A 26,309-nucleotide genomic window follows, 5' to 3' on the forward strand; every position below is an offset into this window, starting at 1 on the left:
CGCACACGTGGCAGCCGGCGCAGTGATGTACAACTTCGCGATACAGCTGGCTGATGTGGACCGCGGCGTCTACGAGGACATCACGTTGCGGGCCGCTCGGCACCCCTCCGAGACCGACGCGTACATGATGACGCGCGTGCTCGCGTACTGCCTCGAATACGTGGAGGGGATCACCTTCAGCGAGGGGATCTCGTCGACAGCGACCGAGCCGGCGGTGCTGGTCCGCGATCTCACCGGCAGGCTGACCACGTGGATCGAGGTGGGCGCGCCGGACGCCGAGCGACTGCACTTCGGGAGCAAGCTGGCCGACCGCACGACGGTCTACACGCATCGCAACCCGGAGAAGGTGATCGCGGCGTGGTCCGGCAAGCGCGTCCACCGGCTCGAGCAGATCACCGTGCAGAGCTTCGACCAGGGGTTCCTGGATGCCGCGGTCGCGGTACTCGAGCGCCGCAACACGCTGACCGTGTCGGTCGTCGAGGGGCAGCTGTATCTCGAGTTCAACGGCGTGACGTCGAGCAGCGACATCCACGTGCATCAGCCGGGCTGAGCCGGCGCCGAGTGTCACGAGGTCCGTGTCCGGAAGACCGGTCGGAGGACACGATGAAGCATCCTCCGAGACGGCCCCTCGGGACGCACCCGGAGACGACGAGTTCCCGGCACCGTCCTGAGACGGTCCGGGCCCTCGGGCTCGCCGGGGCTGCGCGTCAGCGGCGCAGCGTGTGGCTCGGCTTCTCGTCGAAGCGCATCTGGTACGCGCTCGCGAAGCGGCCGAGGTTGCCGAAGCCCCACTCGCGGGCGACCGCGGCGACAGTGGTCGAGCAGGGGTCGCCGGCGACCAGGTCGGAGTGGGCGCGGTCCAGGCGCACGTCGCGCAGGTAGACCGACGGCGACACCCCGAGGTGCCGCTTCGTCGCCTGCTGCAGTGTGCGGGTGTGCAGACCGGCCGCGCGGGCGGCGTCGGCCGGGGTGATCGGCTCGTGGGCGTGGTGCTGGAGGAAGTCGAGCGCCACCCGGGTGCGGGAGGCGGACGGGCGCCGCAGCACGGCCGGCACGTCCCACGCGCGCCACGGGAACAGCAGGAGCAGCACCCGGGCGAGGTCGAGCTCGGCGGTGAAGCGCACGAGCGGAGTGATCGCGGCCGTCGCGAGCGCGGCGCTCGCCTCCGTCACCGCGGCGCGCCAGCGGGCGAGGACGCCGGGGTCGGCGTCCGCCCCGTAGTCGAAGGAGACGGGCTGGCGGGGGCCGGCGTGCGTCTCGGTCGCGACGTCCTCGAGGAACCCGGGGGCGAAGTGGATGAGGTTCTGCCGGTGCGGCTCGAACTCGAGCCCGAACTGGCGCTCCGCGGGGAACAGGAACGGGGCTGAGAGCGCGCCGGTCCGGGTGAACGGCGGGAGGTTCAGGCGTCCGCCTCCGGCGCGGAACCAGCCGACGACGTACTCCTTCAGGTGGGGGACCTGGCCGGTGAGGGCGCCGGAGCAGTCGGAGGTGCGCAGGGTCACCCGGTCGCTGCCGCGGACGGCGTAGCGGTAGGAGAAGCCGCGCTGCAACGGAGCGACGCGGAACTCGCCTCCGCCGTACGCCTCGGAGTAGACGGCGGACGCGGCGGACGGATCGTCGCCGGAGGCTTCGTAGCGCCGGTCGGCCCGCTCGTCGCCCGCGAAGGGGCTGCCGAGGGTGAAGGTCGACTCGCTCATGACGTCCGCCCGGGGCGGCGGCGGAGGGAGCAGTGCATGGGGGACTTCTTCCGGGTTCGGGGTCCGTGCGCTCGGGGGGACGCACGAGGGGTACGGAATCAAGACGTGTCGAGGAGCCGGAATGTCACGAATCCCGTCTCGAGGCGTCCCCCATCGGCGGCACTCGCAATCCGGCCAGCGGATTCGGCGGCCCGTTGTCAAGGCTGGTAGTCATGCCGGACGGCGCCCCACACTGAGGGCATCGGCGCGCGGGACACCGCGCGCGGGACCGCGGAGGAGGCGCTCATCGACGACGACCCCCTCCTGAACGCGTCCGACGCGACCCTCGCCGCGCGCGCCGTCGACGGCGACGTGCAGGCGTTCGAGCAGCTCGCCCGCCGCCACGGCGCCCTCATGCGCGTCTACGCCGCGAAGCTCCTCGGCTCCGAGGCGGAGTCCGAGGACGTGGTGCAGGAGGCGTTCCTCACCGGCTGGCGGCGCCTTGCCGATCTCGACAGCCCGGCGCACATCCGCAACTGGCTGAGGCGCATCGTCACCCACAAGGCGATCGACCGGATCCGCGTCCGCCGCCGCCACGACGACATCGACGACTGGGACCCGCCCGCGCCGCCCGAGCACTCCCCCGAGCGCATCGTGGAGGCGCGACTCCAGCTGGACGCGGTCTGGGAAGCGCTGGACCGATTGCCTGCTGATCAGCGACGCTGTTGGCTACTCCGCGAGACCGCCGGCTACAGCTACCAGGAGATCGCCGACGCTCTCGAACTCCCCGTCTCGACGGTCCGCGGCCTCCTCGCCCGGGCCCGTCGATTCCTGCTCCACGAATTGGAGGCATGGCGATGACCGACGACGCCGCCGTGCCCGAGGACGACCTCGACGGCCACACGCTCGAGGAGCTGGGCGAGTACCTCGACCGCGGCCGCGAGCCGCGCGACCCCTCGATCGAGAACTCCGCCGCGTGCCGGCTCGCTCTCGCGAACCTCACCCGCCTCACCGAGCTCTCGGCGCGGGCGCTGCGGCAGGAGGCCGACCGCGAGCCCGACCGCGACGAGGTCTGGATCGCCGGCCTGCTCGACGCGATCCGCTCCGAGGTGCGCTCCGGCCGCGACATCCCCGTCCGCCACCCCGACCCGACCCTCCGCCTGGCGCTCACCGAGGCGGCCGTGCGCGGGATGATCCGCCGCGCCGGCGACACGATGGGCGGCGTCATCATGGGCCGCTGCACCCTCGACGGCGACGTCTCGGCTCCCGGCGCCGTGGTTCGAATCGACGTGACCTGCGCCCTCGAGTTCGGCCTGCCGGTCGCCGTGGCCGCCGACCGCCTGCGCGAGCGCATCCGCTACGCCCTCGAGCGCCACACCGAGCTGACCGTCGGCGCGATCGACGTGACCGTCGACGACGTGTACCCCCACCGGGAGGAGCGGGAATGACCGACGACACCGAGCTCTCGCAGCGGCTGACCGCCGAGATCCGCGACATCGAGGGCGTCGCGGGGGTCTACCCCGCCCAGCCGATCGTCGAGGCCGCGGCCGACGCGCTCGCCGTGAAGCTGGACCTGCGGCAGCCCGACGTGCTGGTCGACATCGACCGGTCGGAGGGGTTCACCACGGTGAGCGCGCACATCGCCGCGTCCGCCGCACTGCCGGCCCCCGAGACGCTCCGCCTGGTGGGCGAGCGGATGCACGCGCTGCTCGCCACCGACCCGTCGGTCTCGGGGCCGCTCGCCGTGAACGTGAAGGTGCGCCTCATCGAGGACTCGGGGCGCGCCGAGCGCTGAGCGGGGCCGCCGCCGCCCCCTCCCGCGAGAGGCCACCCGAGTACCTCGCGCGGCGTGCCGCGTACCGAGGTGGCGTCTCGCGGAAGGGATCAGGGGCAGCCCGTCCGGGTCAGCAGGAGACGAGGCGGTCGAAGCGGGACGCGACTCCCGAGCTGTCGCTGAACTTGCGGTTGATGACGCTCATCCTGTTGCAGCCGCTGTCCGGGCCGTTCTTCCAGATGACCTTGACGTTGCTCGCCTGGTCGCAGTGCCACCACACCGTGACCTGCGCGCGACCCAGGGAGTCGCGCTGCGAGCGGACCTCGTAGCAGTTGCCCGGGCCGCCGTTCTGGTAGACGAGCTGCCCGGCGGAGGCGGGGGTAGCGACGGCGACGGCCCCTCCGAGGGCGAGGGCGATCGCGGCGAGCGTGGCCGTGAGACGACGGTGCATGGTGTTCTCCTTCGAACGGGCGATCGGAGGCGACGGCGGCCGCCCCTCTGCCAGCACCCTGGACCCGGCCCGGCCGAGCCCGGTCGTGAGCTTTCATGCCGGAGATCACCCCGCCTGGAGGGTGGGGGGAGAGCGAGCACTCCTCACTAGCGTCGAGGCGCGTGCAGCTGCGCGCCCCTTCGACGCAGAGGACTCGCCATGCCTTCACGACTCCTCGACCGGCCGCGACTCGCCCTCGCCCTCGCGGCCCTGTGCCTCGGAGTGCTGGCGGCGACACCCCCGCAGGCGGTCGCCGCCCTCGCACCGGCGTCCACGACTCCGACCGCCTCGTCCGCCGGCCAGGCCGTCACGGCGGCACCCGCCGACGCCCCGGGCTGGACCACGCTCCTGCGCGACGACTTCACCGGGCCGGCGGGCGCGCCGGTCGGGAGCCAGTGGGAGCACGAGGTCGGCACCTGGGGCACCGGGGCGGTCGACCGGACGACCGCGTCGACGGCCAACGTCTTCCTCACGGGCGGCGGCGCTCTGGGAATCCGCGCCCTCCGCGACTCCGCCGGAGCCTGGACCTCCGGGCGGATCGTCACCGCCGACAAGTCGTTCTCGGCGCCGGCGGGCGGCCGACTGCTGATGACCGCCTCGATCCAGCTGCCGGACGTCGCGCAGGCCACCGGCTACTGGCCCGCCTTCTGGGCTCTCGGGCGGGACGCGAACGCCGTCATCGACTGGCCCGCGACCGGCGAGTTCGACATGCTCGAGGCCGTCAACGGCACCGCCCAGGTGATCCAGACGCTGCACTGCGGAGTACCGGACGGCGGCCCCTGCGACGAGCCCGCCGGCCGGACGAGCGGGATGCTGGACTGCGCGTCCTGCGTGACCGGGTTCCACCGCTACTCCGCCCTGCTCGACCGGACCGTGCCCGGCGACGAGCGCGTGGAGTTCCTCGTCGACGGCGTCACCCGGCACGTGGTGCGGGAGTCGGAGGTGGGGACGGCCGCGTGGCAGGCCGCGGTCCCGAACGACGTGCTGCTGATCCTGAACCTCGCCATCGGGGGCGGGCTGCCGAACGGCGTGTGCGGGTGCGACAGTGCAGCCGCTCCGAAGAGCTCCGGCGGGACGATGCTCGTCGACCACGTCGCGGTCTACCGGTCCGACGCGGCGCCGGCTCCGGTCGTCGTCGGGACCGCCGCGGTGGGCGCGACCCTGTCCTCCTCCGCCGGCCGGACGGGACCGCTCGTGCATCGCTGGGCGGCGGGAGGCGTCGACATCGCGGGAGTGACGGGTCCGGATCTCGTGGTCCCCTCCTCCGCGGTCGGCAAGCGGGTGACCGTGACGGTGAGCGCCGCCGACGGCTCCGGCCCGACGACCTCGCAGCCGACCGCACCGGTCGCCGCCGGCACCCTCGGCGCCGCGACGCCGACCGTCACGGGCACGGCCCGGGTCGGAGCGGTGCTCACGGCAGCCCCGGGTCCGTGGACGCCGACTCCCGTCAACCTCACCTACCGGTGGAAGGCGGACGGCGCGGCCATCGCGGGAGCGACGTCGCCGCGGTTCACGCTCACGAAGGCTCAGGCGGGGAAGCGGATCACGCTGACCGTCACCGGGACGAAGACCGGCTACTCCACCGCGAGCCGGACCTCCGCGGCGACGGCGGTCGTGGGACGGTGACGGGCGCGGGCTGTCCCCCGCCCGCCACCGTGTCTCAGACCTCGCGCTTGCGGCGAGGAGCGATGCGCAGGACGGCGGTCCCCGCAGCGATGAGGGCGAAGGCCGCGAGTGCCAGCCAGACCGAGTCGAACCCGGTCATGGCGAGCGTTCCGGCACCGACTCCGGCTCCGGCGGCTGTTCCGATGTGGTTGTACATGTCTCTCTCTCTGTTTCACCAGTCGCGCCGACGGCGTGTCAGCGCATCCAGGTAGGCCTTGGTGTGGACGACCTGCAGGAACAGGTCGACGACGAGCTCGTACATCGACGCGGCGGCGAGCATGTACCGCCAGCCGCGGTCGCGGACCGTCACGATCCGCTCGACGACGAAGATCGCGGTGACGGCCAGCCAGAACGGCTGGAGGCTCAGCTCGCCCCAGCCGACCGCGTAGACGATCGTGGCCAGGTAGACGTACGTGATGATGCAGCCGAGCATCGTGAGCAGCTGGCGCCCCCAGTAGGGAGCCGTGACCCGCGTGAAGCCGTACTGCACGCAGTTCTCGACCGCTCCGCGCTTCCAGCGCAGGCGCTGACGCCAGAGGTCTCCCCAGGTCGGCATGACCTCGGTGACGAGGGTGCAGCCGGCGGGGCTCAGCACGTCGTAGCCGAGGTGGCGGATCGCGAACGTGAGCTCGTTGTCCTCGGTGAGGACGGTGGTGTCGTAGATGCCGCCGATTCCGTCTCCGGAGGGGAGGGAGCCGGCCAGGCGGGCCGCGCTGATGCGGCGCATCACGGCGACCTGGAGCACGGCCGCGGTGCCCGTGACGACGAGGCACTTCCCGTTCAGCCGGCGCACGTCGCGGGCGTAGCGCGCGTACTCGTTGCGCTGGAGGTGGCCGACGAAGCCGCCGCCCTCGCCGCCGCGGAACACTCCTCCGACCGCGCCGATGCCGCCGTGCAGCCTGCCGCGGGCGATCTCGAGGAACCCGGGGTCGAGCGCGGAGTCGGCGTCCTGCACGAGCACCAGGTCGTCGTCCTGCAGCCCCGGGAGGACCTCGGCGAGGAACTGGTTGAGGCCGCCCGCCTTCTTATGGCTGTTCCCGACGGTGACGAACACCTCGGCGCCGTGCGCGAGAGCGATCTCGACCGTGGCGTCGGTGCAGTTGTCGGCGATGACGACGATCCGGTCCGGCGGCCAGGTCTGCCGGCGCAGGCCCTCGATCGCCGCGGCGATCCCGGCCTCCTCGTTGTGGGCGGGGAGGGCGGCGACCAGGTCGCCGATGCGCGACGAGGCGCGGCGGCCGCTGCGGGGGCGCGTGCCGCGGATCGGAGTGGATGCCGGAGGGAGCCGGTCGGCGTCGACGGCGGGGAGCCCGGTGCGCTCGAGGACCGCAGTGGGGGCCGGCGGACGCTCGAGCAGCGCGGTCGGGGCGGCCGAGCGCTCCAGGAGCGCGGTCGGGGCGGACGGACGCTCCGGGACGGCGGTCGCGGCGGCCGGATACTCCAGGACAGCGGCCGTCGCGGCCGGAAGCGCGGTCGGCGCAGCCCGACGCTCCAGGACAGCGGCTGGCACGACCGGTCGCTCGACCACCGCGGACGGGGCGGCCGAACGCTCCAGCACCGCGGTCGGGGCGGCGGGAACCGTCACCGCTCCGGCAGGCGTCGCGGACGCGAGGCGGCGCGGTGCGGAGACCCGTTCGCGCCCGGAGCGGGCGGCACGGCGTCCCGAGAGCGGGCGCGAGGCCGTCTCGTCGTGCGCCTCCCAGGTCGCCCGGCGACGGGGAGCCGTCGGCTCGTCCGCGCCGTGGCCGGGCTGTGTCGTCATGACTGTTCCTCTCCGCGGCCGGGGGCCGATGTGCGCCCGCGCGGAACGGAGGTCGTCGCCGGGGTGGGCGCGACCCGAGTGAGGAACGGCGTCCGACGGGGGGATCGGAGCAGGGCCTGACAGAGGACAGCATCGGGGGGTGCTGCGATCAACCTAGGGGCACGGAGATGATGGAAGCAAGTGAATTTTGTCACCCTAAAGGGGCCATGCAAGGTCCTTGCGGCTCCGTCGTCTTCGTCGTAGCAGGTCAGTCGGCTCGCTGAGCCTCCTCCACACCCGGCGCACCCCTGTCCGCTCGGCCCCGCGGCGGGCCGTTCGGGGGTCGGCGGCGCTCTTGTGCGCCGAGCCGCCGGGGTCCACCATCGAGCGACGGCCCCCGCCCGGGGCGGCCGCACCCGACGGGTCAGGGGCGCCATGCGGTCGCGAGGTCTGCTCTTCTGCCTGATCCCGCCGATCCTCTGGGGCGGCATGCTCCCGGTCGCGGACAGCATCGCGGCGACGGTCGACTCCTTCTTCATGACCCTCATCCGCTACACCGCCGCCGCGGTCGTTTTGGCCGCGCTGCTCGCCCGGGCGGAGGGGCTCCGCGCCTTCCGGCTCGACGGCCGCGGGTGGCGGCTGGCGCTGCTCGGCGCCTCCGGATTCGCCGGCTTCGGCCTGCTCGCCTTCACGGCTCTGCGGTTCACCTCGGCCCCGAACGTCAGCCTGATGATGGGGATGATGCCCGCGATCGGCGCAGTGCTCGCGAGCATCGGCGCGCGTCGCCTGCCGCCGGCCGCCACCGTCGGCTGCATCCTGCTCGCGCTCGCCGGAGTCGCGCTCGTCGTCACCCGCGGCGACGTCGCCCTCCTCCTCGACGGCGAGCTGGGGTTCGGCGAGCTGCTCGCCCTTCTCGGAGCGATCTGCTGGGTCGTCTACACGCGCGGAGCCGCGGCCTTCCCCGGCTGGTCGGCGCTGCGGTACTCGACGCTCACCACCGCGCTCGGCTGCCCCTCGATCGCCGTCGCGGTCGCCGTGGCGACGGCCACCGGCTCCGCGCACCCGCCGACCGGGGCCGAGGTGCTCGCGGCATGGCCGCAGCTGGCCTACCTGATCCTCCTGGCCGGCGTCGTCGCCGTGCTGCTGTGGAACGCCGGCATCAAGCTGCTCGGCGCCCTCAACGGCACGCTCTTCCAGAACCTCGTCCCGGTCACGACCTTCGCGATCAGCATGGCGGGCGGCTACCGGCCGGGGCCCGTCGCCCTGCTCGGCGCGGCCATCGTCGTGACGGCGCTGCTGCTCAACAACTGGGCGACGCGGCGCGCGGCCGCGGTCGCCGCGCGTCCCGCGGCGGTGCCGGCTCCGGTGCGCTGAGCGCACCGCGGGAGCCTCCCGCTCGGGGCGGTCACTGGTCGGAGTTGCCGGCCCAGCGGACGGAGCCCTGCGCCTCCTCCTTGCTGATCGGGGACACGGTGCCGCAGTGCGAGCACTCGAGCAGGTAGCGGGTCGAGACGGTCAGGACGGGGACGAAGAAGAGCGAGAGGCGCGTCCGGCGGCGGAGGATCCGCTGCTCGTCGCGCTGCCCGCAGACGCGGCAGACGAAGACGAGCGTCCGGAGGAGGTCCTCGACGGCTCGGGTCCCGAAGATGAGGAGCATGCGTCCGAGCGTAGGGAGCAGGGCGCACTCGGCGGAGGGGGTTGCCGGGGCGCCGTCGCCGCGTAGCGCCGGGCGCAGACGACCACGGCGAGCGCCGTCTCGAGCAGGTCGCCTCCGTAGAACAGCAGGAGCGCCGCCTGGCGTCCCGTCTCGTCCGGCGCCTCCGCGTAGAGCACGGTCGCGAGCAGCGCGTGCGGCGATGCCCGCTCCGAGCACGCCCAGGCGCAGGCCGAACGGGGCGCGGTGCGGGTTCGGATCGACTCCGGCGAGAGCCGCCGTCAGCAGGCAGCCGCTGAGCAGGAAGTGCACGCCGAGTGCGAGGTGCAGCAGCGGATCCGCGTGCGCGGCGGCGAGCAGCCCGGTCGCGTGCACGAGCCAGAGGGAACCCGTCGAGAGCAGGAGCGCCGTCACGGGGTGGGCGAGGAGACGGGCCGGGCGGCTCCGGAGCAGCCGCGAGAGCCGCCGGGCAGCCGTGACGTCGAGCGCGCGCAGGGCCAGGGTGACGGGGGCCGAGAGCACCAGGAGGAGCGGCGCGAGCATCCCGAGGACCAGATGCGTCAGCATCGCCCCGCGCGGATCCGCGTGCGACCACTCCGCGAGCGGACCCGCGAAGCAGAGCGCCGCGGTCGCGAGCCCGCCGAGGAGCAGGGCGGTGCGGTGGAGCGGCCACGGCCGTCCGCGCCGCCGCCCGAGTGCCGCGGCGCCCCCTCCGAGCGCCGCCGCCGCGGCCAGCGGGACCAGGAGCAGCAGGCCCGGGTCGAGCAGGGAGTGGTCGGCGTGCGGGGTCACGCCGTCGCGCGCCGTCGCCGAGGCAGGAGGAGGAGCCCCGCCGCGAGCAGCACCGCTCCCGAGGCGATCCAGGCGGAGTCGTAGAGCAGCAGGTCGACGTCGTAGCGCACCTGGTGCACGCGGAGCAGCTTGTGGTCGACGACTCCGTCCCACAGCTGGAACAGTCCCGCCCCCGTGAGCCCCGCGGCCCACGCCGTGCGCGGACGCAGAGCGGATCGGCGCCGGGCGTCGGCGAGCAGGAAGCCGCCGCCGACGAGCGCGAGGAGCTCGGCCGCGTGCAGCAGCCCGTCCGAGAGCAGGCCGATCGCCGGGGTGGACCGGTCGTAGAAGTGGTGCCAGGCGAGGATCTGGTGGAAGACGATCTCGTCGACGGCCGCCATGAGGCCGACTCCGATCAGGAAGGCGCCCTGGAACGCCCTGTCGCCGCGGAGTCCCCGACGCCGCATCCGGTCCCCTCCCGATCGAGTGCCGGGGCCCCGGGATCCCGAGACCCCCGCGCCTCCTCCCGAGGCCCCGCCACCAGGGAAGCGGACGCCCGGATCGCGGCCTAGAGGGTTGACTCCTCGCGCCCGCGCCGGTCGTGCTGCCCCTCCGCTACGGGCTGGGCCGACGAGGCGCAACCCCGCGCGAGGGGCGCTCCCGTTCGGGAGAGTGGAGGCATGCAGCAGCTGACCTACGCCTCCAAGAGCTTCGTGACGACCGACGCCGTGACCGAGGCCCTCCTCGACCTGGTGACCGCGATCGACCGCCAGGAGCACTCCGAAGCGGTCACGGTCCCGGCGTTCACCGAGGACGGCGAGCTCATCGAGGCGAAGATGACGCTCGACGCGAGCAGCGAGCTCGTCGCCGTCCCCGTCGAGGTCTCAATCAAGGACGAGGAGTCGACCACCGGCGCCGTCGAGGCCGCCGTCGAGGACATCCGCTCCCGCATCAAGAGCAACCGCGCCACGATCGCGCGCCCCGTGATCGACGAGGACCCGGAGCCCTACAACTACGAGGAGTTCTGAGCCGCGCCTGCGGGCCTCCGCGCCTCCGCACTGAGGTGCCCGGATGTGCTCGCGACACGCCGGAACTGCCAGCCGATCCGGGCACCTCAGCGGCGGTCCCTCAGAGCGCGGACGCAGCCCAGCGCGGGTCGAGGGCGTAGTCCGCGAGGCGCTTCTCGAGCGCGGCGCGCACCTGACCGGGAGCGTCGTCGCCCACGAGCAGACGGAACCGGGCGTCGCTCCGATCAGCGACGTGCGCCAGGATCTCCGCCGCCACCTCGGCCGGAGGCGTGCCTCCCTGCGGACCGTCGGTCGGCCAGGGGACCTCGGCCGCTCCGAAGAGCTCCCGCCGCAGGTCGTCGTACTCCGGCATCGGGGCCGCGAACCGCATGCTGCCGCCGGCCCAGTCGGTGGCGATCTCCCCGGGCTGCACGAGCGTCACGCGGACGCCGAAGGGGGCGACCTCTGCGGCCATCGCCTCCGTCCAGCCCTCGAGGCCCCACTTCGCCGCGTTGTAGACCCCTAGCGTCGGCATCGTCCCCACCGCGCCGACGGTCGAGATCTGCACGATGTGCCCGGACCCCTGCCGCCGCATCACAGGCAGCGCGGCCCGGCAGAGCCAGAGCGGACCGAGCAGGTCGACGTCCAGCAGCTCCCTCACCTCGTCCTCGCCCACCTCCTCCGCCGTGCCGATGAGCCCATAGCCCGCGTTGTCGACGAGGACGTCGAGACGCCCCTCGATCGCCGTGGCAGCGTCGACGGCGCCGGCGGCTGCGGAGGAGTCCGCGACGTCGAGCCGGTGGACCTGCAGCCGCTCGTGCTCGGGCAGGGAGTGCGCGCCCCGGACTGCGGCCAGGACGCAGTGGCCCTCGGCGAGCGCCGCGAGGACGAGCGCACGCCCCAGCCCGCGGGAGGCTCCGGTGATCAGCCAGGTCTGTCGAGTGGTCATGCCTGCACGCTACTCCGAACAAGACGCTCCGTCTCGTTTCGCAGTAGGATCGGAGAATGGCCACCAGCAGGACACGGCAGCGCGTGCACGCCGCCGTGCTCGACCTCGTCGGGACCGAGGGGCTTCCGCGCCTGACGATGGAGGGCGTCGCCGCCCGCGCCGGAGTCGGGAAGCAGACCCTCTACCGCAGCTGGCCCTCCACCGGTGCGATCCTCTTCGACGCGCTCCTCGCGCGGAGCCTGACTCCTGACGGGGCCGTCGCCGTCCCGGACTCCGGAGATCTGCGCGCCGACCTGCTCCTCCTGGTCACCGGCACTGCCGCCGAGCTGAGCGACCCAGTGGCCGAGCCGCTCCTGCGCGCGGTGACCGCTGCGATCCAGACCGACACCGAGCTCGCCGCGCAGTACCGCACCCTGCTGCTCGAGCCCCAGCTGAGCGCGATCGCCGCGCGTCTCGCGAGTGGAGGAGCGGCCGACCCCTCCGGCGCGGCGGAGCTCCTGCTCGGCCCGATCCTCCACCGATGGCTCCTGCGGAGCGGCCCCTTCACCGGCACGTGGGTCGAGCGGCACGTCGACCGGGTCCTGCGAGCGCTCCGCGCCTGACGCGTCCCCACCGACCGGCCGGCCTGCCGGGGCCGCATTCCAGCTGCGCCTCTTGACCGGCGGCGCAGCAGGGAGTCGGATGAGGGCGTGCGCGCGCTGGTCCCCGTCTCCGATCCGTGGTCCGTCGACGGGAGCGGGCGGACGGACGACGGGCCCGTCGACGACCTCTCGGTCCGCGCCGAGCGGGACGGCGGCTCGTACTCGGTCCGCACGCTGCGGCTGACCGGTGTCCGCCTCGGGCCGCGCGGCTCGGTGCACGGAGTGGTCACCGACCCGGTCGCGACGGCCGCGCTCGCGATCGGCTCGCTCCTCCTCTCGGTGATCCCCGCCGGCCTGCCCGGGGACCGGACGCGAGCGGCGATGGTGGCAGCGGAGGCGCGGGCCCAGCAGCTGGCCGCCGACCGGCCCGCGTGGGACCTGAGCGCCCTCCCCCTCGACGGGATCGACTACGCGCTCTTCACCCGGACCCTGCCCGAGGGCGCCGTCGCACACGCCGACCTCGGCTGGGCCGTCGTCGCGCTGTGGAGCACAGGCCCGCTCCCCCGGGGGCCCTTCCACCTGCTCGAGATCCCCGACGAGCCCGTCCCGCGCTGAGTCGCCCGGATCGGCTCGCGACACACCGCAGCGGGGAGCCGATCCGGGCGACTCAGCGAACGGGTCAGCGCACTCAGCGCGGGGTCACGCGCCCGCGACCGTGGAGCCGCGCACCAGCAGCTCGGTCGGCAGCAGCGTCACGCGCTGCACCTCCTCGCCGGCCAGGAGTCGCACCAGCACGTCCGCCATCGCCTCGCCGAGGCCCGTGGAGGGCTGGCGCACCGTGGTGAGGCGCGGCTCGCTCGCCTCGGCGAAGTAGTCGCCGTCGAATCCCGCGAGCGCGATGTCGCCCGGCACCGTGAGGCCGCGCTCGCGCAGCGCCGTCAGGGAGCCCGACGCCATCTGGTCGTTGGAGGCGAAGACCGCGTCGATAGGCCGCCCGGAGTCGAGCAGGCGGCGCATCGCGGTCGCGCCGTCCTCGGGCGAGTAGTCGCCGTACTCGACGAGCGAGTCGTCGAGGCCCGCGGCGGTGACGGCCGAGCGCCAGCCGGACAGGCGGTCGATCGCTGCGGGCATGTCCTGGCGGCTCGCGATCATCGCGGGGGCCGTGCGGCCGAGGCCCAGGAGGTGCTCGGTGACCGTGCGCGCCGCTCCGGTGTTGTCGACGTCGACGAAGTAGCTGCCGCCCTCCTCCGTCAGCGGCCGCCCGCCGAAGACCACGGGGAGGGAGGCGCCGAGCTGCGCGTAGGAGTGGTCGCCGCTGTGGTGCGAGACGACGAGCGCGCCGTCGACGTTGCCGCCGAGCAGGTAGCGCCGCGTCTTCTCGGGCGCCGCCTCCGACGCGATCACGATGGTGAGCGTGTACTCGGTGCCGGCGAAGGCCATCGCGGCCCCCTGCACGACCGAGGCGAGGAACGGATCCGCGAACACCTTCGCCGCCGACTCCGGCACCACGAGCGCGACGGTCTGCGTGCGGCGGCTGGCGAGGGAGCGCGCGGCGCGGTTGGGCACGTAGCCGAGCTGCTCGATCGCGGCGAGCACGGCTGTCCGGGCGCCGTCCTTCACGCGCGGGGAGTCGTTGACGACCCGGCTGACCGTCGCGCGGGAGACTCCGGCCAGCGCGGCGACGGCTTCGAGGGTCGGGGCGGCCGAGGCGGTGTCGTGGGTCATGCGGGCCTTCCTCGCGGGTGCCTCCGAGGCTAGCCGAGCGCCGGAGGAGCGGGCTCGTGCGGGGCGTCCTCGGCGCGAAGGGGCGCGGATCGCGGCCATTCGGGGGTGATGCGGGGCGGCGGAGCGGGCCACCGGAGTGAGTCCGCGGCCTGCGAGGGCGCGGATAGCGGCCGTTCGGGGTGGCGCCGGGCGGTCGGGGCGCCGCCTCGGCGATCACCGGCGCGACCGGCGCACGGCGATCGGTCGCGCACTGGCGGAGGCAGGGAGCCTCGCGCCCGTCAGCGCCCGCGGCGGAAGCGCGCGAGGAGGCTCCGGAGCCGTTCGGCCTGCCGGTCGGTGAAGTCGTTCGACAGCCGGAACGCCTCGTTCGTCGGGTCCGCCCCGTTCGCGACGTCGCGGATGGCGCGCAGCGCCTGCTCCGACGGCGTCGGCCCGTCCCCCGGACGCGGCTCCGACGGCCCGCTCGAGGGGTCCTCGTCGCGCCGGTCCTTCGGCTCCATGTCGCCTCCTCCGCGCCAGCCTAGGCGGCGGGAGGTCGGGCCAGGAGGCCCGAACGGGGCGTGATCGGCGGGATCCTGCGCGGCAGTGGTCGGGATGCTCCGAGCACGACGACCGGCCGAGCCACGAACCCGCCGGCCGCTCAGTCCACGGCCCGATCCCTCCCCGCAGCCCCCGACCCCCGGACCCGGGGCGCCACGGCCCCGGGCCCGAGGCCCCCGTCCCGCGGTCCGATGTCCCCCGACCCGGTCCCGCGGGAGTCTTCGGGCGTCAGCCCTTCACCGCTCCGCTCATGATGCCCGCGATGAGCTGGCGTCCGGCGAGCAGGAACAGCACCAGCAGCGGGATCACCGAGAGCACGGCGCCGGCCAGCACGATCGAGTAGTCGACGTAGTAGCCCGACTGCAGCTGCGCGAGCGCGGTCTGCAGGGTCGGGTTCGTGGGGCTGAGGACGATCAGCGGCCAGAGGAAGTCGGTCCACGCCATCATGAACGTGAAGAGCCCGAGGATCGCCATCGCCGGTCGCGCCGCCGGGACGGCGACGGTGAGGAACGTCCGGAACTGGTTCGCTCCGTCCACGCGCGCCGCCTCGATCAGCTCGTCCGGGATCACGTCGACCAGGTACTGCCGCATGAAGAACACGCCGAACGCGGTGACCAGCGTCGGCACGATCACGGCGCCGAGCGAGCCGGTCCAGCCGAGCTGTCGCATCAGGATGAACAGCGGGATGATGCCGAGCTGCGTCGGGATCGCCATGGTCGCGACCACTCCGATCATCAGGCCGTCGCGCCCGCGGAACCGCAGCTTCGCGAAGGCGTAGCCGGCGAGCGTCGAGAACGACACGACCGAGAGCGTGATGATCCCCGAGACGATGACGCTGTTCAGCAGCGCCGTCCAGAACGGGATCGCCGTCAACACCTGCGAGGCGTTGGCGAGGAAGTTGCCGCCCGGGACGAGCGGCAGGGTCTCGCTGCGGGTCGCGTTCGAGCCGCTCGCCACGACGAACGACCACCACAGCGGATAGGTCGAGCCGAGGATGAAGGCGCTCAGCAGCCCGTACGTGAGGAAGCCGGGCCGGTCGACGCGGCCGGCGCGGGAGGCGCGGACGCGGCGCACCGGGAAGGCGGCGGAGGTGGCGGGGGCGGTCATCGCTCGCTCTCGTTCTGGCCGAGGCCGGTGGTGGTGAGCAGGGGGTCCGCGGCGGCGATCTCGTCGGCGTGCGCGGGGCGGGCGGAGCGCCGCTTCGAGCGCTGCGAGATCCGGTTCTCGACGGAGGCGATCCGCCGCGAGATCGCGAAGTTCAGCAGGCCGATCAGCACGATCAGGAGGAACAGCAGCCACGCGATCGCGGCCGCCTCGCCGAAGTTCTGGCGGAAGAACGCCATCTCCCAGAGGTAGAGGACGGTGGTCTGGAACTGCCGGTCCGAGCCGCCGATGCCGCCCGCGTTCGACACGTCGAACAGGCGCGGCTCCGCGAAGATCTGCAGGCCGCCGATGGTGGCGGTGATGATCACGAAGATCAGGGTCGGCCGGATGCTGGGGATCGTGATCGAGCGGAAGCGGCGGAACGCGTTCGCCCCGTCGATCGCGGCCGACTCGTGCAGCTCGCGCGGCACGGCCTGCATGGCGGCGAGGAGGATGAGGGCGTTGTAGCCGGTCCAGCGCCAGTTGACCATCGTCGCGATCGCGACGTGGCTGGCGAGGCGGTCGTTGGTCCACTCGATCGGGCTGATGCCCACCAGGCCGATCAGATTGTTGATCAGGCCCTCCTGGTCGCTGAAGACGCTCGAGAAGATCAGCGCGACCGCGACCGGCGAGACGATGTACGGCAGCAGGACGCTCATCCGCCAGAAGGTGCTGGCTCGCAGCGCCTGGTCGAGGGCGGCTGCGAGCAGCAGCGCGACGGCGAGCTGCGGGATCGTGGAGAGCAGGAAGATGCTCAGCGTGTTGACGATCGAGTTCCAGAAGAAGCGGTCGCCGAGCACGGCCGCGAAGTTCGCGAACCCGACGAAGTCGCCCTGGCCCTGCAGCAGCTGCCAGTCGTAGAGCGACACGACGAGCGTGTAGACCAGCGGGAACGCTCCGGTGAGCGCGAAGAGCAGGAAGAACGGCGAGATGTAGAGGTAGGGCGAGGCCTTCACGTCGAAGCGGCTCGCGCGCTGGCGGAAGGTCAGCGGGAGTCGGGGCGCCGGGCGCCGCTTCCCCGCGGGGGGCGTCGCCGTGGTCGGCGGGGTGAGTGTGCTCGTCATGGCGCTCTCTTCGAGGTCGAGTCGGAGTCGGAGGGGATGCGGCGGGGCCGGAGTCTCTCGTGCGGCGGGGCCGGCCGGGAGGAGTCGCGGGCAGCGGGGCCGGAGAGGCCTCGGCCGGCGGGCGGCAGCGTTTCTCCCGGCGGCGAGGTGGCCCGGGATGCGGGCGGCCCGGCCGCACGGGGACCGGGAGGTCCGGTGGCGGCCGGACCTCCCGTGATGGTGGGGCCTCGTCCCGGAGGGGTCAGCCCCCGGGCGTCGGCCCGACCGGATCAGTCGACGAGCTCGTCGAGGAGCTGGAGCGCCTCGTTCCAGCCCTCCTTGCCGTCGATCTCGCCGCGGTCGACCTTCTGCAGGACCGGTCCGAAGACGTTCTCCTGGATCAGCGAGTCGTCCGGGCCCTTGTACTGGGCGACGACGCCCTCGGCGCGCTGCGCGAGGATCGCGCCGGTCGGGGAGTCGTTCATGCCGGGGTCGGGAGCGGCCGCGGAGGCGAGCTCCTTCTGCGCGTCGAGGGTGCTCGGGAACGGTCCGGCCGCCTCGAACGCCTTCAGCTGCTGCTCCGGCTCGCTGAGCCACGACGCCAGCGCGGCGGCCTCGGCGGGGTGCTTCGACTGGGTCGGGACGGAGAGGAACGAGCCGCCCCAGTTGGCGGGGCCGCCGGGGAAGACGTCGGCGAAGTCCCAGCCGGTGGCCTCGGCGTTCCCGCCGCCGGCCTCGACGTTGCTCTTCAGCGTGCCGAACATCCAGCCCGGGCAGACGAAGGTGGCGAAGGTCTGGTCGGTGAACGACTTGCCCTTGTTCCAGTCCCACGCCTTCTGCGCGGCCGAGAGGCCGGAGGCGGTGGCGTCGGTCAGCTGGCCCCAGCGCTCCTCGAGCTCCGGGTTGCCCTCGACGTTCAGCTCGCCGTCGGAGGTGTAGTACCCCTCGGGCAGCTGGTTCACCATGGCGTTCCAGACGAATCCGGAGTGGTCGAACCAGGCCTTGCCGGTGGCGTCGTGGTACTTCTGACCGGCGGCGAAGTAGTCGTCCCAGGTCGCGTCCGGTCCGCCGAGCATCTCGGCGACGGCGGCGCGGTCGGTGGGCATGCCGGCGGCCTCAAAGGCTGCGGTGTTGTAGCAGAGGCCCTCGGGTCCGATGTCGGTGCCGTAGCCGATGACGCGTCCCTCGGGGTCGGTCGCCTGCTCGTACTTCCAGTCGACCCAGTCGGCCTTGCGGTCCTCGATGCCGTGGTCGCGCAGGTCGACGAACTGGTCCGAGACCTCCATGACGGAGCCGAGCCAGCCCTCCTCGATGGCGACGACGTCGGCGAGTCCGGAGCCGGCGGCGAGCTTGGTGAACGCGTCGGTCCGCGCGTTGCCGCCGGTGTCGATGTTGTTCGGGACGATGGTGATCCCCGGGTTGGCGTCCTCGTACTCGCCGTAGAGCTCGTCGAAGCCCATGGCGTTGAACGTGGTGACGGTCAGCTCGATCTCGCCGCCCTCGGAGGCGTCGGATCCCGACGAGCATCCGGTGACGATCAGGGCGAGGGCCGAGGCGCCGGCGATCGCCGCGGCGATCCTGGTGCGTCGTGAATAGGGCACGGTCACTCCTTCGTGATGGTGGTGGGGCACCCCTGCGAGCGCTCTCACGCGTGCTGTTCCGCGTATGTGAGAGCGCTCTCACGAGGTGTGCGGCGAGCTTACGCACGCCCCCGCGGAGAGGTCAAGCGTTTTCGAGAGAGCGCTCTCATCGAATTGATGGTCCGCGCCCAGCCGCGCGCCTCCCCGCCGCCCTCGCCCCCGCGAGAACGCAGAAGTCGCGGTACTCGACCGCGAGTACCGCGACTTCCGACTCACCGCCCCCTGCCGATCGAGTAGCGGCTACTCGACCAGCAGGGCCGCCCTCAGCCCACCAGCACCGCGAAGCCCTGCGCGGGCAGCTGCACGGAGACGGCTCCGGAGGGCGACGTCTCGCTCACGAGCGCGCCGTCCTGCGAGTAGACGCGCAGCGTGCCGGAGCCGCCCGAGACGCCGATCGCCGTGGTGCGCACGCCGTCGGTGGAGTTGCGGATCAGCTCGGTGCGGCCGCCCTCTCCTCCGACCACGAGGCGCGTCACCAGCGGGCGCACCAGCAGCGCATCGAGGCGCGTCTGACCGCTCAGCGGGCGGACCTCGACGCTCGACGAGCCGGCCGGCACGGTGCGGCGGAGCTTCTCCGGGAGCAGCGCGCCCGACGCCTCCGTCACCCCCTGCGACCCGACGGTCGAGCGGAGCAGGTCGAGCGGGCGCTTGCCGGACGTCCAGACGCTCAGCGGCGTGCGCTCCGTGCCGCGCTGCGGCTGGTCGATGACGGCCTCCACCACGCGGTCCTGCGTGGACGGGCCGATCGGGATCGAGACCGCGCGGCGCGGGTCGGTCAGCGAGAGGAACGAGCCGCTCCAACCGGCCTCCCCCGTCCAGGACGACTCGGGCGTGACGACGGTGCCACCGCGCGCGCTCTCCGCCTCCACGAGCGTCAGGCCGTCGCGCGAGCGCTCGGTGGCGACGGAGCGGGCGCGGTCGGCGACCTCCGGGTGCGCGTCGAGCGCCAGCATCGCCAGCAGGCCGTGGATGGTGCTCTCGGCGCCGCTGTTGCGGTTGACGGACCCGTCGGCCTGGACGCCGTCGAAGACGACTCCGGTGGCCGGGTCGTAGACCGGGCCGAGGCTGCGGTTCAGGCCGAAGAACCAGGCGCCCTGCACGGCCGCGAGGTCGGTGAAGGCGCTGGAGCCGGTGGCGTCGGCCAGGGCGAGCGAGTTCTGCAGGCGGGAGTCGGCTCCGTACGCGATCTGCACGCGGTCGGTCGGAGTGGGGTTCCAGCCGTTGTCGGGGCCGCCGGCGGTGAGCAGCTCCGGAGCGAAGCGGGCTCCGTCGACGATCGCGGGCTCGAGGAGCGAGGAGTCGTCGAGCGCCGCGGACGAGGCGGCGAGTCCGCCGGCCATCTGCGACGACCAGGAGTGCCAGAGCGTGCGCGACTTCGTCCACGGGAGGATCGCGCCGTACGGCCAGGCGGTGGTGTCCGCCTCCGTCGTCGTGGTGCGGGCGTAGGCGGCGACGCCCTCGGCGAGCTCGGCCGTGCTCGTGCGCACCGCGGAGTCGTCGGGAGCGGCCTCGAGGTAGGCGGACAGGCCGAGCAGCGCCTCCGAGGTGGCGTCGGCCCCGTCGACGATCAGCCAGGCCGGCACCTTCACGCCGTCGGCCTGCGCGTACTCCCCGTAGCGCGTGAGCACCTCGCGGTCGACCGCCGCGACGCCGAGGCGCAGCCGCTCCTGCAGGAAGGCGGCGAACTCCGGATCCGTGTCGCGGAACGCCGCGTAGCCCTCGCCGAGCGCCCAGAGGGTGCGGGCGAGCCAGTAGCTGTCCTCGGAGTCGCTCGGATCCGGCAGCTCGACCGGCTCGGCGCTCGCGTTCAGCTCCCCGTCGGTCTGCATCCAGAGCACCACGTTCCCGGCGTCGTCGCCCTTGGTGGTCTGGAAGTAGGCGAGAGCGCGGAGCGTCTCGAAAGCCTTCTCGCGGCTCTCGGTCGAGCCGGTCTGCTGCCAGTGGCGGAGGTAGACGACGGCGGCGCGCGAGATGTCGTCGGTGTTGAAAGCACCCTGCTCGTAGTCGCCGGTCGCCGGATCGAGGCGGCCGCCGCCCACGCGCTCGAAGGCGCCGCCGTCGCGGGCGTCGGCGTAGGTCCACGGCATCACCAGGGTCGGCTCCTCGTCGAGCCGGTAGGTGGTGTGACCGGGCTCGGGCACCGGAGTGGCGGTGTCGAGGAGGAAGTCGAGGTGCGCCGTGTTCGTCAGCGGCTCGGCCGCCTGCGCGGGGGTCGCGCCGAGGGCGAGGCCCCCGACGGTGAGGGCGGCGGCGGCCAGGACGGCCGCCGATCTGGTGAGCGTGTTCGTCATCGAACTCTCCTTGGGTGGGGTGCGGGGGCGGATCTCGATAGGCCCACGATGCGGGCTGCTCGATCAGCGGGAGGCGCGGGCGGACTCGATCAGCGACGTCAGCCGTCCGTGCGGACGAGGCGAGCCGCGCCGATCTTCGAGTCGGCCATGCCGTAGAAGACGTAGTGCTGTCCGTCGATCTCCTCGATCGCCGTCGGGAAGACGACGTTCGGGACGATCCCGCTGCGCTCCTCCTCCGTCTCGGCCTCGAGCAGCGGCTCGGCGGTGCGCGCGATCACCCGCGAGGGGTCGTCGCCGTCGAGGAGGATCGCTCCGGCCGAGTAGTTCACGTGCTGCTGCTGCGCGAAGGCGCTGTCGATCACTCCGGTCACCCCGTGGTGGATGAGCAGCCACCCCTCGGGCACGCGCAGCGGCGCGGGGCCGCCGCCGACCTTCAGCTCCTCGAACGCGAACTCCGGCCCCGCGAGGAACCGGTGCCGCGTCCAGCGCGTGAGGCTCGCCAGATCGCGGTCGACCTCGTCCACCGGCACGTAGCTGATCCAGATGCTCTGCCGCGGGTCCTCGATCCCGGCCGGGAGGCGCACGCCCTCGCCCGGCCGCGTCTCGCCGAGGTCCCACATCGGCCGGTGCAGCACCGCGAACGAGCGGGTGCCGTCCGGTGCGGCGACGATCTCGGGGAAGAACACGCAGTCCTTGTTGTGGAACAGGCCCAGGTCGATGTCGAGCGCGTCGTCGTAGGCGAAGGTCACCGGGCCCAGGCGCCGCCAGTCGCGGAGGTCCTCGGACACGGCGAGCGCCGTCCGGGGCCCGAGCGGCCCGTAGGCGACGTACGTCATCACGTGCAGGCCGAGCGCCTCGATGAAGGTGATCCGCGGATCCTCGACGCCGGCGTTGTGCGCGCCGCGCTCGAAGCCGCGGTCGGGCGCGAGCACGACGCCCTCGCGCTCGACTCCGACGGGCACGCCGCCCTCGACGATCACGCGGGCCAGGCCCACGCGCGAGACGTTGCCGGCGGCGACCATCCGGGGCAGGAGGTAGAGCTCGCCGTCGGGTCCGCGGCCGCTGCCGGGGTTGAGCACCCCCTCGGCTTCGAGGGCGTCGCCCGGGGCGGGCTCCATCACGACGCCGACGCGCTCGAGACGGTAGGGGACAGTGGTGAGGGTGGGAGACATGGTCAGCCTTTCACTCCGGATCCGAGATCGGTCGAGACGAAGTAGCGCTGGAACACGATGAACAGCACCACGACGGGGGCGGCGAGCACGACGGCTCCCGCGAGGATCGCCCCGAACGGGTTGTCGGTCGACGACGCCACGTTCGAGATGTAGTTGGCCAGGGACACGGCGAGCGGCTGCAGCGACGCGTCCTTGGTGATGAGGAACGGCCAGAGGAACTCGTTCCAGGGGCCGATGAAGGTCAGCAGCACGGCGGTCACCAGCGCGGGCCGCACCAGCGGGAGCGCGATGGTCCACAGCAGCTTCAGCTCGCCGGCGCCGTCGATCCGGGCCGCCTCGAACAGCTCCTTGGGGAGCTGCAGGAAGTACTGCCGGAAGATGATCACCGCCGTCGAGTTGATGGCGAACGGCAGGATCATCCCGAGGTGGCTGTCCGCGAGGCCGTAGTCGCGCGCGATCAGCACGTAGAGCGGGATCTGCAGCAGCTGGAACGGGATGACCTGCACCAGCAGGGCGAGCGCGAACACCGCGTTGCGCCCCCGCCACTGCAGCATCGCGAGCGCGTATCCGGCGAGGACGCCGAAGAACACCGTGCACAGCAGCACGCCGCCGGTGAAGATCCCGGAGTTGACCAGGCCGGTGAGGAGGCTGATCCGCTCGTTCACGTTGACGTAGTTGTCGAGCGTGAGGTTGCCCGGCTCCGGGATCGCTCCCGCCAGCGTCGGGTCCGGATCCGTCTGCAGGGAGCCGACGATCATGTAGTAGAAGGGGAAGAGGAAGACGATCGCGCCGATCGCGAGCACGACTCCGCGCAGGATCACGGCTCCGCGGCTGGAGCCCATGGGGCGCCTCCGCGGCGACTTCTCGGGGGCGACGGCGGCGGGCACGGCCGAGGCGGCGCCTCCGGCACTGGACAGGGTGCTCATGAGTTCCTCTCCCCCGCGAAGCGGTTCTGCAGATAGGCGATGACCAGCACCAGCAGCACCAGGACCACGCCGATGGCCGAGGCCACGTCGGGCTGCCCCTGCTGGATCCCGAGCTGGTACATCAGCAGCACGGGCGAGGCGGACGCGCCGTTGGGGCCGCCTCCGCCGGTGAGGAGGTAGGGCTCGGTGAAGAGGTTCGCTCCCGTGACGGTCGACACCAGCAGCACCAGGAGGGTCGCGGGCCGCACACTCGGCACGGTCACCGACCAGAACTGGCGGATGCGTCCGGCGCCGTCGGTCGAGGCCGACTCGTAGAGCTCCTTCGGCACGTTCTGCAGCGCCGCCAGGTACAGCAGGATGTAGAACCCGAGCTGCTTCCAGGTGACGTAGAGCGCGATGATCGGCATCGCGAGCTGCTCGTTGATCAGCCACGACGGATTCGGCGCGAGCGGCCCGAGGAGGCTGTTGACCAGCCCGTTCCCGTTGAAGAGGAACAGCCAGACGCCGACGACCGCGACGCTCGCCGTGACGTAGGGCACGTAGAAGCTGACGCGGAGGAACGTCCGCAGGTGCACGACCTTGTCGAGCGCCGCGGCGAGCAGGAGCGAGAGCACCACCGTCAGCGGCACGTTGATCACCAGGAAGATCCCGATGTTGCCGAAGGAGCGGATGACCTGCGGGCTCGAGAAGGCCGTGACGAAGTTGTCGAGGCCGACGAACGGCCGCTCCACCTGCACGCCGGGAGCCGCGAAGAAGAAGTCGTGGAACGCGATCCAGACCGAGTAGACGACCGGGAACGCGAAGACCGCGAGCACGAAGAGGAGGTAGGGGCTGCCGAACAGCAGCCCGAGGGGCTGGGGCCCGAGGACGCGGTGCAGGAGGCTCCGCTTCCCCGGTGCCCCGGCCGGCGCGGGCCGGCGGGTGAGGGTGGTCACGGCCGGGTCACTGCTGGCCGGCGAGCCCGGTGACGGTCTCGGCCGCTCCGTCGAGCGCCGTCTTCACGTCGCCCTCGCCGAAGATGACCGTCTTGCCCCACGCGTCGCGGATCGCCTGCAGCATCTGCACGGTGTTCGGCCCCGACGGCACCTCGATGGTGCGGCTCGCCTGGTCGCCGAAGCGCTGGTAGGCGGGGTTCGCCTCGAAGTAGTCGGCGTAGGTGGTCTGCAGGTCGGTGCGCAGCGGCATCTGGCCGGTGGTCTCGAGCAGCGAGCGGTCCTGCTCCTCGCTGGTCGCGAACTTCAGCACCTCCCAGGCCGTGCCCTTGTTGGCGCAGGCGGAGTAGAGGCCGACGTTCTTCGCGTCGCTGAAGGTCCAGGTGTCCTCGGCGGGCGTGCGGTCGGGGGTGGGCACCGAGACGGAGCCCCAGTTCAGGTCGTCGTAGACCGAGACCGCCCAGGGGCCGACGATCGACATCGCGGCCTGCCCGTCGGCGAACGCGTCGCCCTGGTACTGCTCGCGGCCGGCGAGGCCCTGGTCGTAGAGGCTCTTCCAGAAGTCGGCGACCTCGTAGCCGTCGTCGTCGGCGAAGGTGGCCTTGCCGTCCTCGACGAGGCTCGTCCCTCCGGTGGCCGCGGCGTAGAGCGGCATGAAGTCGAACTGGGTCTGGAAGAACTCGCTGGTGGGCGCGGGCTGGATCGCGGCGGGCGCGGCTCCCGACTCGACCAGCGTCTTCGAGGTGGCGAGGAAGTCGTCGTAGGTCGACAGCGACGGGTTCTCGGGGTCGAGGCCCGCCTTCGCGAAGAGGTCCTTGTTGTAGAAGATGACGACCGGGTTGCTCTTCCACGGCATCTGGAAGTACTCGCCGTCGGCGTTCTGGTACTGCTCGGCGAGGTCGCCGCTGCGGGTCTCGATGTAGTCGGCGCCGCCGTCGAAGCTCGAGAGGTCGACGAGCCCGCCCTGGCGCTCGAACTGGCCGACCGCGCTCGGGGCCGTGTTGAAGACGAGGCACGGCGCGTTGCCGGCCGTGATCGCGGCTCCGATGACCTCCTCGCTGCTCTTGCCCGCGGGGATCTCCTGCCCGGTGATCTCCTCGTCCGGGTGGTCCGCGTTCCACGCGTCGACCATCGCCTTGCCCCACTGCACCTCCTGCTCGTTGTTCGAGTACCAGATGGTGATCGGTCCGGTGGCGGTGAGGTCGGTCGACGCTCCGCCGCCACCGCTGCAGGCAGTGAGGGCGAGGGTCGCGAGGGAGGCGGTGGCGATCCCGGTCAGCCAGCGTCTCGTCGTCGAGGGGGCCATGGTGTTCTCCTTGTCCGGCGTGCGCGACGGTGCGCACGCGTCTTCAGTGGGTCGACGGCCGCGGAGGAGCGGTCGAGTGGCGCACCACGAGCCCGGCGGGCTCGAGGTCGACGTCGGGGGCGCTGCCGGACTCGATGAGGTCGAGCAGCGTGCGGGCGGCCTCCTCGCCCCAGCGCGCGGGGCGCGTGCGGGCCGAGGTCAGCGACGGGTAGACGTGGGCGGCGATCTCGGAGTCGTCGAAGCCCGTGATCGAGAGGTCGTCGGGGAGCCGGAGGCCGCGGGCGTGCGCAACGCCGAGGCCGGCGATGGCCATCGGGTCGTTGCCGAAGACGATCGCGGTGGGCGGGGTCGGGCCGTCGAGGAGCCGCTCCGTGGCCGCTGCGCCCTGCTCGGCGCTGAAGTCGGTGGCGATGGGGGTGGTGGGTTCGAGTCCCACCACCGTGCAGGCTTCTGTGAAGGCCTCGCGGCGGCGGGAGGAGTGGAGGAGGTGGTCCGGCCCCGCGACATGGGCGATGCGGCGGTGGCCGAGCTCCGCCAGGTGCCGGACGGCGTCGGCGATGCCGGCCGAGTCGTCCATCACGACGGCGGGCGAGAAGGAGCCCTCGAGTCGCCCGAGCGTGACGGCCGGGATCTGGAGCTCGGCGAGCAGCGCCGGTCGGGAGTCGTCCTGCCGGAGGTCGGTGAGGAACACGCCGTCGACGCGGCGGTCGGCCGCGAGCGTGCGGTAGACGGCCTCCTCGGAGGCGCCCGGGTCGACGACGCTGAGCACCAGCACCCGGCCGCGCTCGGCGAGCACCCGCTCGACCCCAGAGATGAAGGAGGGGAAGAACGGGTCGGCCGCGATGACCGCCGGGTCGCGCGCCACGACGAGGCCCACCGCGAACGAGACGCTGGTGGAGAGGGAGCGGGCGGTGAGGCTGGGCCGGTAGCCGAGCTCGGCGGCGACGCGGAGGATCCGCTCGCGGGAGTCGGGCGAGACGCCCGGCCGGTCGTTGAGCGCGAACGAGACGAGCGCCTTGCTCACGCCGGCCTCGCGCGCGACGTCGAGGATCGTCGGTCTGCCCGCCATGGGAGCTCCTTCGCTCGTCGCCGCGTCTGAACCGGTTTTGTAAACCGGTTCAGAGCACCGTAGCAGGGAGGCGGGCGGAGGAGAAGAGGGAGGTGGGTGAGGCGTTGCTCGTGCCACCTGGAGCCTGTTTCCCGCCTGTCCCCGGTGCTGGGACGTGCAGGCGTCGGCCGGTCGCTACGGTGTCGGACGCCTGTGCATGGGCGCCCGGGATGGC

The 26,309-nt window shown here is 72.8% G+C and carries 27 protein-coding genes; 9 read left to right on the plus strand and 18 right to left on the minus strand.

Annotated features, from left to right (window positions below; all coding sequences use genetic code 11):
• Positions 1-7: 7 nt before the first annotated feature.
• The gene (locus C5C55_RS03495) at positions 8-550 is read left to right on the plus strand and encodes a YaeQ family protein (protein ID WP_104232930.1); all 543 of its coding nucleotides are present in this window, start codon (positions 8-10) and stop codon (positions 548-550) included.
• Between the two features lie 157 nt (positions 551-707).
• Here C5C55_RS03495 and C5C55_RS03500 read toward each other — a convergent pair whose 3' ends face one another.
• Positions 708-1,697 carry an AraC family transcriptional regulator gene (locus C5C55_RS03500; protein WP_104232931.1) on the minus strand — a complete coding sequence of 330 codons (990 nt, stop codon included), beginning with the start codon at positions 1,695-1,697 and terminating at the stop codon, positions 708-710.
• Between the two features lie 351 nt (positions 1,698-2,048).
• Between C5C55_RS03500 and C5C55_RS03505 the strand changes: the two genes are divergently transcribed.
• Genes C5C55_RS03505 through C5C55_RS03515 form a run of 3 tightly spaced genes read left to right on the plus strand, consistent with a single transcriptional unit; the run spans position 2,049 to position 3,471 of the window.
• On the plus strand, positions 2,049-2,537 hold the full coding sequence (locus tag C5C55_RS03505; protein WP_258072484.1) for an RNA polymerase sigma factor: 489 nt from the start codon (positions 2,049-2,051) through the stop codon (positions 2,535-2,537).
• The gene (locus tag C5C55_RS03510) at positions 2,528-3,124 is read left to right on the plus strand and encodes an Asp23/Gls24 family envelope stress response protein (RefSeq protein WP_104223973.1); all 597 of its coding nucleotides are present in this window, start codon (positions 2,528-2,530) and stop codon (positions 3,122-3,124) included. Before C5C55_RS03505 ends, C5C55_RS03510 begins: the two co-directional genes overlap by 10 nt.
• Entirely contained in the window at positions 3,121-3,471 is a 351-nt protein-coding gene (locus C5C55_RS03515) for a hypothetical protein (protein WP_104232933.1), read from the plus strand. Before C5C55_RS03510 ends, C5C55_RS03515 begins: the two co-directional genes overlap by 4 nt.
• Before the next feature lie 109 nt (positions 3,472-3,580).
• On the opposite strand, the gene C5C55_RS03520 is transcribed toward C5C55_RS03515, so the two are convergent.
• A complete protein-coding gene (locus tag C5C55_RS03520; protein WP_104232934.1) occupies positions 3,581-3,901 on the minus strand; it encodes a hypothetical protein in 321 nt (106 codons plus the stop codon).
• 198 nt (positions 3,902-4,099) lie between these two features.
• Between C5C55_RS03520 and C5C55_RS03525 the strand changes: the two genes are divergently transcribed.
• On the plus strand, positions 4,100-5,566 hold the full coding sequence (locus C5C55_RS03525) for a family 16 glycosylhydrolase (protein WP_104232935.1): 1,467 nt from the start codon (positions 4,100-4,102) through the stop codon (positions 5,564-5,566).
• Between the two features lie 34 nt (positions 5,567-5,600).
• Here C5C55_RS03525 and C5C55_RS16450 read toward each other — a convergent pair whose 3' ends face one another.
• Positions 5,601-5,762 (minus strand): hypothetical protein, encoded by a 162-nt coding sequence (locus C5C55_RS16450; protein ID WP_167305255.1) that lies wholly within the window; start codon positions 5,760-5,762, stop codon positions 5,601-5,603.
• A 15-nt stretch (positions 5,763-5,777) separates the two neighbouring features.
• Positions 5,778-7,367: a glycosyltransferase family 2 protein gene (locus C5C55_RS03530; protein WP_104232936.1), complete on the minus strand. Its 1,590-nt coding sequence runs from the start codon at positions 7,365-7,367 to the stop codon at positions 5,778-5,780.
• Positions 7,368-7,781: 414 nt separating this feature from the next.
• Between C5C55_RS03530 and C5C55_RS03535 the strand changes: the two genes are divergently transcribed.
• Complete coding sequence (locus C5C55_RS03535) at positions 7,782-8,720, plus strand: DMT family transporter (protein WP_104232937.1); 939 nt, start codon at positions 7,782-7,784, stop codon at positions 8,718-8,720.
• Between the two features lie 31 nt (positions 8,721-8,751).
• Here C5C55_RS03535 and C5C55_RS03545 read toward each other — a convergent pair whose 3' ends face one another.
• Entirely contained in the window at positions 8,752-9,792 is a 1,041-nt protein-coding gene (locus C5C55_RS03545; RefSeq protein WP_219812983.1) for a cytochrome c oxidase assembly protein, read from the minus strand.
• Entirely contained in the window at positions 9,789-10,238 is a 450-nt protein-coding gene (locus tag C5C55_RS03550) for a DUF2243 domain-containing protein (RefSeq protein WP_104232938.1), read from the minus strand. Before C5C55_RS03550 ends, C5C55_RS03545 begins: the two co-directional genes overlap by 4 nt.
• A 213-nt stretch (positions 10,239-10,451) precedes the next feature.
• Between C5C55_RS03550 and C5C55_RS03555 the strand changes: the two genes are divergently transcribed.
• The gene (locus C5C55_RS03555) at positions 10,452-10,799 is read left to right on the plus strand and encodes a hypothetical protein (protein ID WP_104223965.1); all 348 of its coding nucleotides are present in this window, start codon (positions 10,452-10,454) and stop codon (positions 10,797-10,799) included.
• A gap of 100 nt (positions 10,800-10,899) precedes the next feature.
• Here the strand turns inward: C5C55_RS03555 and C5C55_RS03560 are convergent, their stop codons facing one another.
• Positions 10,900-11,727 (minus strand): SDR family NAD(P)-dependent oxidoreductase, encoded by an 828-nt coding sequence (locus C5C55_RS03560; RefSeq protein WP_258059797.1) that lies wholly within the window; start codon positions 11,725-11,727, stop codon positions 10,900-10,902.
• A gap of 56 nt (positions 11,728-11,783) precedes the next feature.
• On the opposite strand from C5C55_RS03560, the gene C5C55_RS03565 reads away from it, so the two are divergent.
• Together C5C55_RS03565 and C5C55_RS03570 are read left to right on the plus strand one after the other, a co-directional pair.
• Entirely contained in the window at positions 11,784-12,329 is a 546-nt protein-coding gene (locus C5C55_RS03565) for a TetR/AcrR family transcriptional regulator (protein ID WP_104232939.1), read from the plus strand.
• 87 nt (positions 12,330-12,416) lie between these two features.
• Positions 12,417-12,923, plus strand: a complete 507-nt coding sequence (locus C5C55_RS03570; protein ID WP_104232940.1) for a hypothetical protein — start codon at positions 12,417-12,419, stop codon at positions 12,921-12,923.
• Between the two features lie 84 nt (positions 12,924-13,007).
• Here C5C55_RS03570 and C5C55_RS03575 read toward each other — a convergent pair whose 3' ends face one another.
• The 11 genes from C5C55_RS03575 to C5C55_RS03625 all read right to left on the minus strand — a co-directional run bounded on the left by C5C55_RS03575 (position 13,008) and on the right by C5C55_RS03625 (position 26,095).
• The gene (locus C5C55_RS03575) at positions 13,008-14,033 is read right to left on the minus strand and encodes a LacI family DNA-binding transcriptional regulator (protein ID WP_104232941.1); all 1,026 of its coding nucleotides are present in this window, start codon (positions 14,031-14,033) and stop codon (positions 13,008-13,010) included.
• 278 nt (positions 14,034-14,311) lie between these two features.
• The gene (locus C5C55_RS03580; protein ID WP_104232942.1) at positions 14,312-14,533 is read right to left on the minus strand and encodes a hypothetical protein; all 222 of its coding nucleotides are present in this window, start codon (positions 14,531-14,533) and stop codon (positions 14,312-14,314) included.
• A gap of 268 nt (positions 14,534-14,801) precedes the next feature.
• Entirely contained in the window at positions 14,802-15,680 is an 879-nt protein-coding gene (locus C5C55_RS03585; RefSeq protein WP_104223961.1) for a carbohydrate ABC transporter permease, read from the minus strand.
• On the minus strand, positions 15,677-16,780 hold the full coding sequence (locus C5C55_RS03590; protein WP_104232943.1) for a carbohydrate ABC transporter permease: 1,104 nt from the start codon (positions 16,778-16,780) through the stop codon (positions 15,677-15,679). Before C5C55_RS03590 ends, C5C55_RS03585 begins: the two co-directional genes overlap by 4 nt.
• 269 nt (positions 16,781-17,049) lie before the next feature.
• Positions 17,050-18,360: an ABC transporter substrate-binding protein gene (locus C5C55_RS03595; protein WP_104232944.1), complete on the minus strand. Its 1,311-nt coding sequence runs from the start codon at positions 18,358-18,360 to the stop codon at positions 17,050-17,052.
• 302 nt (positions 18,361-18,662) lie between these two features.
• Complete coding sequence (locus C5C55_RS03600; protein WP_104232945.1) at positions 18,663-20,690, minus strand: hypothetical protein; 2,028 nt, start codon at positions 20,688-20,690, stop codon at positions 18,663-18,665.
• 98 nt (positions 20,691-20,788) lie between these two features.
• Positions 20,789-21,862: a glycosidase gene (locus C5C55_RS03605; RefSeq protein ID WP_104232946.1), complete on the minus strand. Its 1,074-nt coding sequence runs from the start codon at positions 21,860-21,862 to the stop codon at positions 20,789-20,791.
• A gap of 2 nt (positions 21,863-21,864) precedes the next feature.
• On the minus strand, positions 21,865-22,704 hold the full coding sequence (locus tag C5C55_RS03610; protein WP_104233022.1) for a carbohydrate ABC transporter permease: 840 nt from the start codon (positions 22,702-22,704) through the stop codon (positions 21,865-21,867).
• A gap of 80 nt (positions 22,705-22,784) precedes the next feature.
• Positions 22,785-23,723 (minus strand): carbohydrate ABC transporter permease, encoded by a 939-nt coding sequence (locus C5C55_RS03615; protein ID WP_104223956.1) that lies wholly within the window; start codon positions 23,721-23,723, stop codon positions 22,785-22,787.
• A gap of 7 nt (positions 23,724-23,730) precedes the next feature.
• Positions 23,731-25,026 carry an extracellular solute-binding protein gene (locus C5C55_RS03620; RefSeq protein ID WP_104232947.1) on the minus strand — a complete coding sequence of 432 codons (1,296 nt, stop codon included), beginning with the start codon at positions 25,024-25,026 and terminating at the stop codon, positions 23,731-23,733.
• Between the two features lie 43 nt (positions 25,027-25,069).
• Complete coding sequence (locus C5C55_RS03625) at positions 25,070-26,095, minus strand: LacI family DNA-binding transcriptional regulator (RefSeq protein WP_104232948.1); 1,026 nt, start codon at positions 26,093-26,095, stop codon at positions 25,070-25,072.
• Positions 26,096-26,309: the final 214 nt, after the last annotated feature.

It is taken from the genome of Rathayibacter sp. AY1C2 (assembly GCF_002931195.1).
GTDB lineage: Bacteria > Actinomycetota > Actinomycetes > Actinomycetales > Microbacteriaceae > Rathayibacter.

Excerpts from the sequence above, each read along its gene's own strand:
- C5C55_RS03565 (WP_104232939.1), top strand. The coding sequence starts at position 11,784 with ATGGCCACCAGCAGGACACGGCAGCGCGTGCACGCCGCCGTGCTCGAC.
- C5C55_RS03525 (WP_104232935.1), top strand. The coding sequence starts at position 4,100 with ATGCCTTCACGACTCCTCGACCGGCCGCGACTCGCCCTCGCCCTCGCG.
- C5C55_RS03535 (WP_104232937.1), top strand. The coding sequence starts at position 7,782 with ATGCGGTCGCGAGGTCTGCTCTTCTGCCTGATCCCGCCGATCCTCTGG.
- C5C55_RS03590 (WP_104232943.1), bottom strand. The coding sequence starts at position 16,780 with ATGACGAGCACACTCACCCCGCCGACCACGGCGACGCCCCCCGCGGGG.
- C5C55_RS03515 (WP_104232933.1), top strand. The coding sequence starts at position 3,121 with ATGACCGACGACACCGAGCTCTCGCAGCGGCTGACCGCCGAGATCCGC.
- C5C55_RS03520 (WP_104232934.1), bottom strand. The coding sequence starts at position 3,901 with ATGCACCGTCGTCTCACGGCCACGCTCGCCGCGATCGCCCTCGCCCTC.
- C5C55_RS03625 (WP_104232948.1), bottom strand. The coding sequence starts at position 26,095 with ATGGCGGGCAGACCGACGATCCTCGACGTCGCGCGCGAGGCCGGCGTG.
- C5C55_RS03510 (WP_104223973.1), top strand. The coding sequence starts at position 2,528 with ATGGCGATGACCGACGACGCCGCCGTGCCCGAGGACGACCTCGACGGC.
- C5C55_RS03610 (WP_104233022.1), bottom strand. The coding sequence starts at position 22,704 with ATGGGCTCCAGCCGCGGAGCCGTGATCCTGCGCGGAGTCGTGCTCGCG.
- C5C55_RS03585 (WP_104223961.1), bottom strand. The coding sequence starts at position 15,680 with ATGACCGCCCCCGCCACCTCCGCCGCCTTCCCGGTGCGCCGCGTCCGC.
- C5C55_RS16450 (WP_167305255.1), bottom strand. The coding sequence starts at position 5,762 with ATGTACAACCACATCGGAACAGCCGCCGGAGCCGGAGTCGGTGCCGGA.
- C5C55_RS03575 (WP_104232941.1), bottom strand. The coding sequence starts at position 14,033 with ATGACCCACGACACCGCCTCGGCCGCCCCGACCCTCGAAGCCGTCGCC.
- C5C55_RS03600 (WP_104232945.1), bottom strand. The coding sequence starts at position 20,690 with ATGACGAACACGCTCACCAGATCGGCGGCCGTCCTGGCCGCCGCCGCC.
- C5C55_RS03605 (WP_104232946.1), bottom strand. The coding sequence starts at position 21,862 with ATGTCTCCCACCCTCACCACTGTCCCCTACCGTCTCGAGCGCGTCGGC.
- C5C55_RS03620 (WP_104232947.1), bottom strand. The coding sequence starts at position 25,026 with ATGGCCCCCTCGACGACGAGACGCTGGCTGACCGGGATCGCCACCGCC.
- C5C55_RS03555 (WP_104223965.1), top strand. The coding sequence starts at position 10,452 with ATGCAGCAGCTGACCTACGCCTCCAAGAGCTTCGTGACGACCGACGCC.
- C5C55_RS03550 (WP_104232938.1), bottom strand. The coding sequence starts at position 10,238 with ATGCGGCGTCGGGGACTCCGCGGCGACAGGGCGTTCCAGGGCGCCTTC.
- C5C55_RS03530 (WP_104232936.1), bottom strand. The coding sequence starts at position 7,367 with ATGACGACACAGCCCGGCCACGGCGCGGACGAGCCGACGGCTCCCCGT.
- C5C55_RS03500 (WP_104232931.1), bottom strand. The coding sequence starts at position 1,697 with ATGAGCGAGTCGACCTTCACCCTCGGCAGCCCCTTCGCGGGCGACGAG.
- C5C55_RS03560 (WP_258059797.1), bottom strand. The coding sequence starts at position 11,727 with ATGACCACTCGACAGACCTGGCTGATCACCGGAGCCTCCCGCGGGCTG.
- C5C55_RS03580 (WP_104232942.1), bottom strand. The coding sequence starts at position 14,533 with ATGGAGCCGAAGGACCGGCGCGACGAGGACCCCTCGAGCGGGCCGTCG.